At 66.7% G+C, this 13581-nt stretch carries 11 protein-coding genes; 2 read left to right on the top strand and 9 right to left on the bottom strand.

Annotated features, from left to right (window positions below; all coding sequences use genetic code 11):
- Positions 1-15: 15 nt before the first annotated feature.
- From AC5P7R_RS11980 to ndk, 9 genes are all read right to left on the bottom strand, one after another.
- Complete coding sequence (locus tag AC5P7R_RS11980; RefSeq protein ID WP_495213867.1) at positions 16-1848, bottom strand: monovalent cation:proton antiporter-2 (CPA2) family protein; 1833 nt, start codon at positions 1846-1848, stop codon at positions 16-18.
- 306 nt (positions 1849-2154) lie between these two features.
- Positions 2155-3291 carry a molybdopterin-synthase adenylyltransferase MoeB gene (gene moeB / locus AC5P7R_RS11975; protein ID WP_495213865.1) on the bottom strand — a complete coding sequence of 379 codons (1137 nt, stop codon included), beginning with the start codon at positions 3289-3291 and terminating at the stop codon, positions 2155-2157.
- Between the two features lie 232 nt (positions 3292-3523).
- The gene (der, locus tag AC5P7R_RS11970) at positions 3524-4921 is read right to left on the bottom strand and encodes a ribosome biogenesis GTPase Der (RefSeq protein WP_019661312.1); all 1398 of its coding nucleotides are present in this window, start codon (positions 4919-4921) and stop codon (positions 3524-3526) included.
- 15 nt (positions 4922-4936) lie between these two features.
- Positions 4937-6145 carry an outer membrane protein assembly factor BamB gene (bamB, locus tag AC5P7R_RS11965; RefSeq protein WP_019661311.1) on the bottom strand — a complete coding sequence of 403 codons (1209 nt, stop codon included), beginning with the start codon at positions 6143-6145 and terminating at the stop codon, positions 4937-4939.
- On the bottom strand, positions 6145-6783 hold the full coding sequence (locus tag AC5P7R_RS11960; protein WP_019661310.1) for a YfgM family protein: 639 nt from the start codon (positions 6781-6783) through the stop codon (positions 6145-6147). The genes bamB and AC5P7R_RS11960 overlap by 1 nt, the downstream gene beginning before the upstream one ends.
- A 65-nt stretch (positions 6784-6848) precedes the next feature.
- Positions 6849-7721, bottom strand: coding sequence for a RodZ domain-containing protein (locus AC5P7R_RS11955; protein ID WP_021202918.1), 873 nt, complete (start codon positions 7719-7721; stop codon positions 6849-6851).
- A gap of 18 nt (positions 7722-7739) precedes the next feature.
- On the bottom strand, positions 7740-8525 hold the full coding sequence (gene pilW, locus AC5P7R_RS11950; protein WP_227854302.1) for a type IV pilus biogenesis/stability protein PilW: 786 nt from the start codon (positions 8523-8525) through the stop codon (positions 7740-7742).
- Positions 8512-9717 carry a dual-specificity RNA methyltransferase RlmN gene (gene rlmN, locus AC5P7R_RS11945; protein WP_111103165.1) on the bottom strand — a complete coding sequence of 402 codons (1206 nt, stop codon included), beginning with the start codon at positions 9715-9717 and terminating at the stop codon, positions 8512-8514. Before rlmN ends, pilW begins: the two co-directional genes overlap by 14 nt.
- Positions 9718-9727: 10 nt before the next feature.
- Positions 9728-10153, bottom strand: a complete 426-nt coding sequence (gene ndk / locus AC5P7R_RS11940; RefSeq protein ID WP_005409295.1) for a nucleoside-diphosphate kinase — start codon at positions 10151-10153, stop codon at positions 9728-9730.
- A gap of 347 nt (positions 10154-10500) precedes the next feature.
- Between ndk and AC5P7R_RS11935 the strand changes: the two genes are divergently transcribed.
- Positions 10501-11154 carry a TetR/AcrR family transcriptional regulator gene (locus tag AC5P7R_RS11935; RefSeq protein ID WP_134732327.1) on the top strand — a complete coding sequence of 218 codons (654 nt, stop codon included), beginning with the start codon at positions 10501-10503 and terminating at the stop codon, positions 11152-11154.
- 39 nt (positions 11155-11193) lie between these two features.
- Positions 11194-13566 carry a 3-hydroxyacyl-CoA dehydrogenase/enoyl-CoA hydratase family protein gene (locus AC5P7R_RS11930; RefSeq protein ID WP_478428172.1) on the top strand — a complete coding sequence of 791 codons (2373 nt, stop codon included), beginning with the start codon at positions 11194-11196 and terminating at the stop codon, positions 13564-13566.
- The last annotated feature ends 15 nt before the right edge of the window (positions 13567-13581 follow it).

The following is a 13581-nucleotide window of genomic DNA, read 5'->3' as shown; positions in this document are numbered from 1 at the left end:
GCGGTGCGCGGCACCTCATTCTTCCTCTTCCGGCACATCCTGCGGGTTCAGCGTCTTGCTCTCGCGCTTCGGCGCGGTGAACGGCGTCGGCGTCGGCACGCCCTGCGGGCTGTTGCCGTAGATCATCCGCGCGCCGGCATTCAGACCACCACCGGCAATTTCCAGCTCGAAGCGCTCGGCATCGCGGCGACGGATCTGCTCGGCAATCTCCACCGCATCGTCTTCATCCGCACCCAGCTCCACCAGCGCGGCCTGGCCGAACAACACCGCCGACTCGAACGTCTCGCGGATCTGGAAATCGACGCCGGCATGGATCAACCGCAGCGAATGCTCGCGGTCGAACGAGCGCACCATCAGCTTGGCCTGCGGGAACTCGTGCGCCACCAGTTCAACAATGCGGTCGGCGGCCTCGGCCTTGTCCACGCACACCGCAATCGCACGTGCGGTGGCCGCGCCCGAAGCATGCAGCACATCCAACCGCGTGCCGTCGCCGTAGTAGATCTTGAAGCCGAACCGCGCGGCGCTCTGGATCATCTCCACATCGTTGTCGATGATGGTCACGTCCACGTCGCGCGCCAGCAGCGACTGGCTGGCAACCTGGCCGAAGCGGCCGAAGCCGATCAGCAGCACGCTGCCGGACAGGCCCTCGGCCTCGTCCACGCCGTCCATGTTCACCGTCGGCTTCGGTGCGATGCGCTTGTAGACCAGCACTACCAGCGGGGTCAGCGCCATCGACAGCACCACCACGGCGGTGAAGTTGGCATTGATCTCCAGGTTGATCACACCGGCTGAGGCGGCAGCGGAGAACAGCACGAAGGCGAACTCGCCGCCCTGCGCCATCAGCACGCCACGGTCCAGCGCCTGCGCGTGGTCGCTGCCCATGATGCGCGCGACCACGTAGATGCACAGCGCCTTGGCTGCCATCAGCGCCAGCACCAGGCCGAGGATCAGCTGCCAGTTGCCAGCCACCACGCCCAGGTCCAGCGCCATGCCCACGCTGAGGAAGAACAGGCCGAGCAGGATGCCGCGGAACGGTTCGATGTCCGCTTCAATCTGGTGGCGGAAGGTCGATTCGCTCAACAGCACGCCGGCCAGGAACGCGCCCATCGCCATCGACAGGCCGGACAGCTGCATCAGCAGCGCCGCGCCCAGCACCACCAGCAGTGCGGCGGCGGTCATCACCTCGCGCGCCTTCGATTCGGCCAGCACGCGGAACAACGGGTTGAGCAGGAAGCGGCCGACCAGCACCAGGCCGACGATGGCACCCACGCCGATCGCCACCGACAGCCAGCGCGAACCCTCACCATCGGCACTGCCCGCACTGGGGCCCATCCAGGCTACCAGCGCCAGCAACGGCACGATCAGCAGGTCTTCGAACAGCAGGATGGAGACGATCTTCTGCCCCGACGGCAGCGCGATGTCACCGCGCTCGGCCAGCAGCTGCATCACCACCGCGGTGGAGGTGAGCACGAAGCCGGTGGCGCCGATGAAGGCCACCTGCCACGGCAGGCCGAACAGCTTGGCGATGCTGGTCAGCACCAGCGCGCAGGTGGCGATCTGCAGCGTGCCCAGCCCGAAGATCTCCTTGCGCAGGCTCCACAGGTGCGAGGGCCGCATTTCCAGGCCGATCACGAACAGGAACATCACCACGCCGAGTTCGGCGGTATGCAGGATGGCCTGCGGGTCGGAGAACCAGCCCAGCCCGAACGGTCCGATCGCCAGGCCAGCGGCGAAGTAGCCCAGCACCGAACCCAGGCCGGCCCGGCGGAACAAAGGCACCATCACCACCGCCGCGCCCAACAGGGCGACGACCTTGACCAGCTCGCTGGTCGCTGCTTCTACCGCCATGCGGTGTGTTCCCCAAGATCCAGAATCGAGTTCAACAATAGAGCAATGCCGATGACGGCAATAGCACGCATGTTGCGCCGGATTGTCTTGGAGGTGGAACGATGATGGGCGCCCGCCCCGGCATCATCCCGAAACCGTTGCAAGTCGCTGTAGAGCCGAGCCCACGCTCGGCTGCTCTTCGTGCCGAGGCCAGAAGCAGCCGAGCATGGGCTCGGCTCTACAGTAGATCCACGCCATGCGTGGATGACGCACAGCCGCCGCGCCCCGGTAGATCCACGCCATGCGTGGATGAATCCCCGGCCAGCCTCACCCACCCCGGCAGAACGCGGCGTAATCGATATATCCCGGGAACGGCACACCCGGCGCGCACACCGGGCAGTGCGGGTCCGGCCGGATGCCGGTCTCGCGGAAGCGCATGCCCAGCGCATCGAAGCGCAGCAGCCGCCCCACCAGCGGCTCGCCAATGCCCAGCAGCAGCTTCAGCACCTCGGTGGCCTGCAGCACGCCGGCCAGGCCAGGCAGCACGCCCAGCACACCGGCCTCGGAACAGTTCGGCGCAAACTCCGGCGGCGGCGGTTCCGGGAACAGGCAGCGATAGCACGGTGCCACGCCACGCTGGCGACCGGCATCAAACACGCTGACCTGGCCGTCGAAGCGCTCGATGGCGGCATACACCAGCGGCTTGGCGTGCTTGATGCAGGCGTCGTTGAGCAGGTAGCGCAGCGGGAAGTTGTCCGACCCATCCAGCACCACGTCCACGCCCTCCAGCAGCGCATCCACGTTCTCGGACGTGATCCGCTCGGGCACCGCTTCGACCTCGATCGACGGGTTCAGCGCCAGCAACCGCTCGCGCGCCGAATCGACCTTGAGCTGGCCCACGCTGGCTTCGGTATGCACGATCTGCCGGTGCAGGTTGCTGCGTTCCACCCGGTCATGGTCGGCGAAACGCAGGTGCCCTACCCCAGCCGCGGCCAGGTAGAACCCAGCCGGTGCGCCCAGCCCACCCGCGCCCAGCACCAGCACGCGCGACTGCTGCAGCCGGCGCTGGCCGGCCTCGCCCACCTGTGGCAGCAGCAGATGCCGCGAATAGCGATCAAAGAAATCGCGTTCGGCGGCGCTGGCCAGCGGCTGCACCAAGGGCAGCGACTGCTCGCGCCAGGCCACGGTACCGCCGGTCACGGAAGCGACGTGGGTGTAGCCGGCCTGCAGCAGGAACTGCGCGGCATCGGCCGAGCGCTTGCCGCTCTGGCAGATCAGCAGGATCTCCTGGTCGTGCCGCGGCAGGTGTGCGGCCGGGTCGGCCTGCAGCTCGCCCTTGGCCACGCCGCGCGCGCCCTCGGCCATCCCGCCGGCCCGTTCATGCGCCTCGCGCACATCGATCAGCACGGCGCCGTGGGCCAGGCGCTCGCGTGCCTGCGCGGGGGAAAGCTCTTGGATGCTCATGGCCGCATTATCACGCACGTGGCGGCAGGCCGCGTTGACCAGAATCTGTAGAGCCGAGCCCATGCTCGACTGGCGCGCGTAGCGCGCCTGCGGCAATGCGCGAAAAGCAGCCGAGCGCAGGCTCGGCTCTACAGGTCCACCGCAAGCCTACGGTAGCGCCAGCCCCGCGCCCGGGATCAGATCCCATTTCCCAACAACGAAAAAGGCGGCCCTGCGGCCGCCTTCCCGTGAATCACTTGCCCTTGACGTGCTTCATCAAGCGCCGCTTGGACTTGATCTGCCGCTCGGTGAGGACGTTCTTCTTGCCCTCGTACGGGTTGGTACCCTCGCGGAAGATGAAGCTCACTGGCGTGCCGATCAGCTTGAAGCGCTTGCGGAAGAAGTTCTCCAGGTAGCGCTTGTACGACTCCTGCAGTTCCTTCAGGCGGGTGCCGTGCACAATGAAGGTCGGCGGGTTGGAACCGGCCGGATGCACGTAGCGCAGCTTGGAGACATGGCCGCGGATGGTCGGCGGCGGGTTGGTCTCGTAGGCCACTTCCAAGGCCTTGTTCACTTCGCTGGTGGTAAAAGTCTTGTTGGCCGACTCGTGCGCACGGTGCACCGCACGGAACAGCTCGCGCAGGCCCGAGCCGTGCTTGGCCGAAATGCGCACCGATTCGGCCCAGGGCACGAAGCCCAGCTTCAGCGACAGCATGGTTTCAGCCTGTTCGCGCTGGTACTCGGTCAGGCCATCCCACTTGTTGATGGCGATCACCAGCGCGCGGCCGGCGTCGAGCACGGCACCGAGCACGGTGGCGTCCTGGTCGGTCACGCCTTCGGTGGCGTCGAGCATCAGCACGGCCACCTGGCACTGCTCGATCGACTGCATGGTCTTGACCACCGAGAACTTCTCAACGACCTCGTCCACGCGCGAGCGACGGCGCAGGCCGGCGGTATCGATCAGGCGGTATTCGCGACCGTCGCGCTCCAGGTCCACTGCGATCGAGTCGCGGGTGGTGCCCGGCACGTCGGAGGCGATCATGCGCTCCTCGCCGAGGATGCGGTTGACCAGGGTCGACTTGCCCACGTTCGGGCGGCCGACGAAGGCGATGCGGATGCGGTTCGGATCGTTGTCCAGCTCTTCGCCGCTACCTTCTTCCGGCAGGCGCTGGATCACTTCGTCCAGCAGGTCGTCCAGGCCCTGGCGATGCGCGGCCGAGACGGTCAGCATTTCGCCGAAACCGTAGCGGGCGAACTCGGAGCGGACGCTGTCCTCGTCGGTACCGTCGATCTTGTTGATCAGCAGCAACGTCGGGCGCGACAGCTTGCGCAGCCACGCCAGGATCTCGTCGTCCAGCGCCGAGGTGCCCTCGCGGGCATCGACGACGAACAGGATCAGGTCCGCTTCGGCAGCCGCCGCACGCGCCTGGCGGGTGGTGGCACCGGCCAGGCCTTCGTCCTCACCGGCAATACCGCCGGTATCCACGACGAGGAAATGATTGTCCTCGTCGAGGCGGCAGACGCCGTAGTTGCGATCACGGGTGACGCCGGGCTGGTCATGGACCAGGGCGTCACGGGTGCGGGTCAACGCATTGAAAATGGTCGACTTGCCGACATTCGGCCGTCCAACCAGGGCGACCAAAGGCAGCATCGCGAGTACTCCGTATTAATTTGCCAACCGGAAGGCGGTCAGCTTGCCATCCACGTTCTGCACCAGCAGCACCCCGTCTGCGACGACCGGCTGGGCCAGCAGGGCGTCACCGCCACTCTTTGCCCGTGCCGCCATCGCACCATCGGAGGCCTGCAGCCAGTGCACGTATCCCTTGTAGTCGCCGACCACGACGTAGTCGCCATGCAGCGCCGGGCCGGTCAGCGAGCGACGGGCCAGTGCCGTCTGCGACCACATGGCTGCGCCGCTGGCCTTGTCCAGGCCGAACACGCCGCCCTTGTTGTCGGTCACGAACACATTGCCCGACGACACCGCCACGCCACCCGCACCGCCGTGGTCGCGCGCCCACAGCGGGCGACCGGTCGGGCCTTCAATGGCCATCGTCTGGTTCTTGAAGCTGCTCACGAACAGGGTGTTGCCATCCAGCACCGGCGCGCCGTCCACATCGGCCATGCGCTCCAGCTCGGTACGGCCTTCACCGTTGCCCACGTTCTGTTCCCACAGGGTGCGGCCATCCTGCTGGGCCAGGGCGGCAACCGCGCCCTCGTCCTTGCCGATGAACAGCACGCCCGGGCCGGTCACCACCGGTGCGTTGCCACGCACGGTCAGCGCCGGCAGCTCGCTCGGGTTGAACCACTTCTGGGTGCCGTTGCCGGCATCGAACGCAGTGATACGGCCGTCGTTGCTGCGCACGTAGACCGCGCCCTGGGCGATGGCCGGCGCGGCGATGACTTCACCCGGAACACGGGCGCGCCACTTTTCGCTGCCGTCGTTGATGTCCAGCGCGATGACCTGGCCATCGAGCGTGCCGATCACGACCAGGTTCTCACCGACACCCGGGCCACCGGACAGGCGCAGCTTGGCCTTCTTCTTTTCCTTCTGCGGCTCCCAGGTCCAGACCTTCTTGCCGGTCTGCAGGTCGATGGCGTGCACGCCACCGGTGATCGCCGCAGCGAACACGTGGCCGTTGGCCACGGCCGGGCCCTGGCGCACGCCGATGCGGCGCTCGCCCTTGCCGAGGTTGACCGACCAGGCCTTGTTGACCTTCAGGGTCGGCTCGAACTTGACCAGCTCAGCCGGTTCCTGTGCCTTCTTCGCGGCCGCGTCCTTGCCGGCGAACCAGCCCTTCATGGTGCTGCAGCCGGTCAGGGCCATGCCCATCAGGAGCACGGTGGCGACGCGGGTGATCATGACCTTCTGACTCATCAAACCGACTCCGCAGGGGCGGCGACGGTGCCGCCGGCGTCCATAACCTTGGTTTCCAGCAGGCGCCGCTGCGGCGCTGCCACGTCCAGCGTCTTCAGCGCCTTCTCGTACTGTGCGCGGGCCTCATCGCGCTTGCCCTGCGCCATCAGCGCATCGCCATGGATTTCCAGGCTGCTGCTGTCGGTGGCGCTGCCCAGCAGCTTGATCGCCTCGTCGCTCTTGCCGGTGGCCACCAGCAGGCGGGCCACGCGCTGGTCGACCACGCGCTGCAGGTCACCTTCAACCTTCACGCCGCGCAGGGTAGCCAGGGCTTCTTCGTTCTTGCCGGCATCGACCTGGGCCTTGGCCAGCTGCAGCGCCGCCAGGTCGCCGTAGATGCTGGACGGGCCGGCTTCGAGCGCCTTGACCGCCTTGGCGGCGTCGTCGAGCTTGTTCTGCTGCAGGCCAACGAGCGCCTTCTGGTACTCGACATTGGCCGAGGCCAGCTTGCCGCCCTGATCCTTCTGGTACCACTGCCAGCCGGCAATGGCACCGATGGCGATGACCACGCCACCGAGGATGCTGGCGCCATTCTTCCGCAGCCAGCTGCGGACGCGTTCACTTTGTTCGTGCTCGTCGAGCAGATCGTCGATCGCCATGCGTACTCTCGCCCCGCCCATCGGGAGGGACCATTGGAATTAATCGAAGGTGGTGAAACCGCGCCTCAGTGCGAAACCGGGACTACGGAGCCTTCAGAGGATACCTGAAAGCGTGCCACGTTGGCTCGCTGGTAGGGGGTCAGATCGACGATAGCGCCGTTCTGCTGAACCTGGACCGCCGAGGCGTTGCCCAGGGTCACCCGGGTCACCTGGCCCGGCGTGAAGCTGCGGCTCTCGCCGGATTTGATCAGCGCCTTCTCGACAGTGCTGCCGTCCGGGCCGCCGATATCGACCCAGCTGTCGCCACTGAACTGCATGTCCAGCGTATTGGCGGCAGCGGCCGGTGCCGGGGCTGGACGCGGCACTGGGGCCAGCGAGGCCACGTACGGAGTGGCGGCCGGCTTGCTGGCCGGAGCGCTCGCCACGTCCGCCACCGCGGCCGGCTCGACGCCGGCGGCAGAGGGGGTCACCGGCACGGCGGCCGGAATCGCGTCCAGCGAGGCGGTGTTCGGCGACGGCGTCGCACTGCCATCGAAATGACCACGGGTGGCGAACCACACCGGCACTGCCAGCACCGCGGTGATGCCGACGTACAGCACGCGACGGCCGAGATTCTCTGCAATGCGGCGCGCACGCGGGGTATGGGTATGGCTGACCAGGGTAGGCGGCACCACCGGGCCGACCTGGGCCTGCTCCAGCAGCTCTCCCACGTCCACGTCCAGAAGCCGCGCGTAGCTGCGCAGCTGGCCGCGCACGAACACCGGCGCGCCAAGCTTCTGCCATTGTTCTTCTTCCAGCGACCTGACCACCTGGACCGGCATGCGCAGGCGCGAGCCGACATCTTCGAGGGTCAGTCCGGCCGCCTCGCGGGCCTGGCGCAGGCGGGTGCCGCAGCCGGCCGCAGTCTCGAGAGCGCTCACAGTCTGGTCATCAATCACAATGCATCAACCCTGGAGTTAGGAGCCCGCTTCCTGCGGAAATTCCTGTCGAATCCGCTGAAGATAGCGATCAGATGCCGCCCGATCACCCAGCCGCGCTTCGATTTGAGACGCAAGTTGTAACACGGAACGCGTTGCGGGTGCAGCCGCAATCCTACGTTCGGCGAAGGCCCGCGCCTCCATGAAGCGGCCCTGGCGGAAGCTGAGCTGGGCCATCGCCTCCAGCGCGACCGGGTTTCCCGGCAGCACCGACAGCGCCGCGCGCAGGTCGCGCTCGGCACGTTCAAGTTGACCAGCGTCCAGTGCACAGCTGCCCGCATTGGCCTGGGATTCGGCCGGTGTGGCGTAGCCCGGCGCCTGCAGCGCTCGATCGAACCACGCCAGCGACTCGGCCGGCCGCCCCTGCTGGCACAGCCACGCCCCGTAATTGTTGAGGATGTCACCGCGCTGCGGCGCCTGTTCGGCCGCCCTGCGGAAGCTCTCGCCCGCTTGCTGGCTCCGGCCACGGCGCTCATCGATGCCGGCCAGCAGCACCAGCGCATCCGGCGAGTCGGGCGCCAGCTTCAGCGCCTCGCGCGCCTTGCGTTCGGCCGCATCCAGGTTGCCGACCTGCATGTCACGGGCAGCCAGCGCCAGCAGATCCTGCAGGCGCACCTGGCGCCGCACGCTGTCCGGATCTCGCACCGAATAGACCGGCGCTTCGCTGGGGCCCAGCTTGGCCTTGGGTTGGGACTTGCAGCCGCCGACCGCAACGGCCAGCACGCCTGTGAGAAGCGCCAGCCAGAGGCGGTCAGGCCGCGGCATCGCTCCCCTTCCCCGCCTGCAGCGTCTTGTTGAACTCCGCCTGGCGGCGGGTGCGGTCCATCACCTGGCCCTTGAGCTGGCCACAGGCGGCGTCGATGTCGTCGCCACGGGTGCGGCGGACCATCGTCAGCACGTTGCTGTCGAGCAGGATCTTCTGGAAGGCGCGGATGTTGGCCTCCTCGGAACGCTCGTAGCGGGTGCCCGGGAACGGATTGAACGGGATCAGGTTGACCTTGCCCGAATCCTTGGCCTGCACCGCGTTGTCGAACTGGCGCATCAGACGGGCCAGCTCGCGGGCATGCTCGGGCTTGTCGTTGACGCCCTTCATCAGGGTGTATTCAAAGGTGACCGATTCGCGGCGCTTGTTGGCGCGCAGGTAGCGTGCGCACGAGGCCATCAGCTCGGCGATCGGGTACTTCTTGTTGAGCGGCACCAGCGTCTCGCGCAGTGCGTCGTTCGGCGCATGCAGCGACACCGCCAGCGACACGTCGCTTTCGGCAGACAGGCGGTCGATCTGCGGCACCAGGCCGGAGGTCGACAGGGTCACTCGCTTGTTGGCCAGGCCGTAGCCCAGGTCGTCGCGCATCACGCTCATGGCGCGCACGACGTTGTCGAAATTCATCAGCGGCTCGCCCATGCCCATCATCACCACGTTGGTGAGGCGGCGCATCTGGTGCGGCACGTTGCCCAGGTGGCGTGCGGCAACCCACACCTGGCCGATGATCTCGGCGGTGGTCAGGTTACGGTTGAAGCCCTGGGTGGCGGTGGAGCAGAACGTGCAGTTCAGGCCGCAACCGACCTGCGAGGACACGCACAACGTGCCGCGGGTCTTGTCCGGGATGTACACGGTCTCGATGGCGTTCTTGCCATCCACGCCCATCGCCAGCAGCCACTTGTGGGTGCCGTCGGCGGAGGGCTTGTCGAACACGATGTTCGGAACCAGCACCTCGGCATGGGCCTGCAGCTTGGCGCGCAGGACCTTGCCGAGGTCGGTCATTTCATCGAAATCGGTGACGTAGCGATGGTGGATCCACTTCATCACCTGATGGGCACGGAACTTCTTCTCGCCGAGAACCTCGACGAAAAACTTCTCCAGGCCCGCGCGATCGAGGTCGAGCAGGTTCTGCTTGCCAGCCGTGGGTGCCGACTTCGGCAGCGGCTGGATGGCGGGGGACTGTACGACCTCGTTCACGGCATTACTCTCAGCGCGAGACGACTTCGGTGGCGGCGAAGAAGTAGGCGATCTCAATCGCGGCATTCTCGACCGAGTCCGAGCCGTGTGCGGCGTTGGCATCGATGGATTCGGCGAAGTCGGCGCGGATGGTGCCCGGCGCGGCTTCCTTCGGGTTGGTGGCGCCCAGCAGGTCGCGGTGGGCCAGGACGGCGTTCTCGCCTTCCAGGGCCTGGATCATCACCGGGCCGGAGATCATGAACTCGACCAGCGCGTTGAAGAACGGACGCTCGCGGTGCACGGCATAGAAGCCTTCGGCTTCACGGCGCGACAGCTGCTTGTACTTGGCGGCCACGACCTTCAGGCCGGCCTTCTCGAAGCGGGCGTAGATTTCGCCGATGACGTTCTTGGCAACGGCGTCCGGCTTGATGATCGAAAGGGTGCGCTCCAGCGCCATGGGATGTCTCCAATGGAATCGGGCCGCTGATGGCCCGAAGGGTAACATGAAAAAAACCCGCGTCGGGACGCGGGCTTAGCCTGATAAACGTAGGCGAATTGTAAAAGATAACGTGGCCGGGTGGTAGAGGGCCATGTGGCCCTGTTGTAGCGCCGAGCCCATGCTCGGCTGGCCTTTGGGCCGAAGAGCAGCCGAGCGCGGGCTCGGCTCTACAGGTTCAGGTCCACCCATTCACCCACCTGAGTGAAATCTGACCGGAGCGGCCGATTTTGCTGCACTGCAAAATGCCATACGGTACCGTCTGGTCCTAGTATCAAACAATCGTTTGATTTAAGGTCTGCCCGCCGATGGCCAAACCCGCCCACTTCTCGACCAAGGACCGGATCCTCGGCGCGGCCGAGGAGCTGTTCGCCCAGCACGGCTTCGCCGGCACCTCGCTGCGCCAGGTGACCAGCCAGGCCGACGTCAACATCGCCGCGGTCAACTACCACTTCGGTTCCAAGGAAAATCTGGTCAATGAGGTCTTCCGCCGCCGCATGGACGAGATGACCGGCGCGCGCCTGGCGCAGCTGGAGCGGGCCCGCAGCGAACACCCCGGCGAACTGCGCCCGGTGCTGGCCGCCTTCGTCGAGCCGGCCCTGGCGCTGGCCCAGGACCGCCAGAACGGCGGCGCCTTCGTGCGCGTGATTGCCCGCGCCTACGCCGAGAAGAACGACAACCTGCGCAAGTTCCTGTCCGACCACTACGGCCACGTGCTGCGTGCGTTCGGCAAGGCCATCGGCGAATGCGTACCGGACCTGAGCAAGGAGGAGCTGTACTGGCGCCTCGACTTCCTGGCTGGCTCGCTCACCTATGCCATGGCCGACTTCGGGCTGATCAAGCGTCCCGCCGGTGTCACCGAAGCGGCGCATCGTGCCCATGCCGCCCACGAACTGATCCATTTCGCCGAAGCCGGGTTCCGCGCCGCCGCACGTGCCAGCGCCCTGCCCGCTTCCCGTTGATTCCACCCAGTAACTGCTGACCAACAAAGGCCCTACACCATGTCCAATTCCCTGCTAGTCCGCCGCGCCGCCGTGCTGGGTGCCGGCGTCATGGGTGCCCAGATCGCCGCCCACCTCACCAACGCCGGCGTCGACACCGTGCTGTTCGACCTGCCTGCGAAGGAAGGTCCGGCCGATGGCATCGTGCTGAAGGCGATCGCCAACCTGGGCAAGCTGAGCCCGGCGCCGCTGGCCAGCAAGTCGCTGGCCGAAGCCATCACCCCGGCCAATTACGACTCCGGCCTGGAGCAGCTGAAGGACTGCGACCTGATCATCGAGGCCATCGCCGAGCGCATGGACTGGAAGCAGGACCTGTACAAGAAGATTGCGCCGTTCGTGGCCGACCACGCGGTGCTGGCCTCCAACACCTCGGGCCTGGGCATCAACAAGCTGGCCGACGTGCTGCCCGAACAGCTGCGCCACCGCTTCTGCGGCGTGCACTTCTTCAACCCGCCGCGCTACATGCACCTGGCCGAGCTGATCCCGGCCACCACCACCGACGCCGCCGTGCTGGAAGGCCTGGAAGCCTTCCTGGTCACCACCCTGGGCAAGGGCGTGGTGTACGCCAAGGACACCCCGAACTTCATCGGCAACCGCATCGGCGTGTTCTCGATCCTGTCCACCATCCACCACACCCAGCAGTTCGGCCTGGGCTTCGATGAAGTGGACGGCCTGACCGGTCCGCTGGTCGGCCGCCCGAAGTCTGCCACCTACCGCACCTCCGACGTGGTCGGCCTGGACACCATGGCCCACGTCATCAAGACCATGGGCGACACCCTGCCGAATGACCCGTGGCATGAATTCTTCAAGTCGCCGAAGTGGCTGGACGCGCTGATTTCCAAGGGCGCGCTGGGCCAGAAGACCGGCGCCGGCATCTTCCGCAAGGTCGGCAAGGACATCGTGGTACTGGATCTGGAGAAGCAGGACTACCGCCCGGCCGATCGCGCTGCCGCGCCGGAAGTGGTCGAGATCCTGAAGATCAAGAACCCGGCCGAGAAGTTCGCCAAGCTGCGCGAGAGCCAGCACCCGCAGGCGCAGTTCCTGTGGGCGACCTTCCGCGACCTGTTCCACTACAGCGCCTACCACCTGGCCGACATCGCCGAGACCGCGCGCGACGTCGATCTGGCCATCCGCTGGGGTTACGGCTGGTCGCTGGGCCCGTTCGAGACCTGGCAGGCTGCCGGCTGGAAGCAGGTGGCACAGTGGATCGCCGATGACATCGTGGCCGGCAAGAGCATGAGCAGCGCCCCGCTGCCGGATTGGGTGTTCGATGGCCGCGACGGCGTGCACGCCGCCGAGGGCAGCTACAGCCCGTCGCGCAACGCCAAGCTGCCGCGTTCGTCGCTGCCGGTGTACCAGCGCCAGCGCTTCCCGGATCCGCTGCTGGGCGAGCAGTTCGCTCCGGGCGAAACCGTGTTCGAGAACGACGGCCTGCGCATGTGGCACGACGGCGATGGCATCGCGGTGGTCAGTTTCAAGACCAAGATGAACACCGTCTCCGACCAGGTGCTGGACGGCCTGCAGGAATGCGTGAGCCGCGCCGAGAAGGACTTCCAGGGCCTGGTGATCTGGCAGCAGAAGGAACCCTTCTCCGCCGGTGCCGACCTGGCCGGTGCGCTCGGCCTGCTGCAGGCCGGCAAGGTCGACCAGTTCGAGGAAATGGTCGCCAACTTCCAGCGCACCAGCCAGCGCATCAAGTACTCCCTGGTGCCGGTGGTGGCCGCCGTGCGTGGCCTGGCCCTGGGCGGCGGCTGCGAGTTCCAGATGCACAGCGCCAAGACCGTGGCCTTCCTGGAAAGCTACATCGGCCTGGTCGAAGCCGGTGTCGGCCTGCTGCCGGCCGGTGGTGGCCTGAAGGAACTGGCCGTGCGTGCCTCGCAGGCCGCGGGCCCGGGCGGCGACGTGTTCGCCGAACTGAAGAAGACCTTCGAGACCGTGGCGATGGCCAAGGTGTCCAACTCGGCGGTCAACGCCAAGGAACTGGGCCTGCTGCGCAGCACCGACAAGGTGGTGTTCAACAGCTACGAGGCCCTGCACATCGCCAAGGCCGAAGCACGCGCCCTGGCAGAAGCGGGCTACCGCCCGCCGCTGCCGGCACGCCGCATCCAGGTCGCCGGTGACGTGGGTATCGCCACCTTCAAGATGATGCTGGTCAACATGCTGGAAGGCCGCTTCATCAGCCCGTACGACTACGAGATCGCCGAGCGCATCGCCACCGTGCTGTGCGGCGGCAAGGTCGACCGCGGCACCCTGGTCGACGAAGAGTGGCTGCTGACCCTGGAGCGCAAGCACTTCGTCGAACTGGCCCAGCAGGAAAAGACCCAGGCCCGCATCGCGCACATGCTGAAGACCGGCAAGCCGCTGCGTAACTGATCGCCCATCCCTGCT

It is taken from the genome of Stenotrophomonas sp. YJH_SMC_27 (assembly GCF_059369815.1).
This window is presented reverse-complemented; position numbering and strand designations above follow the sequence as displayed.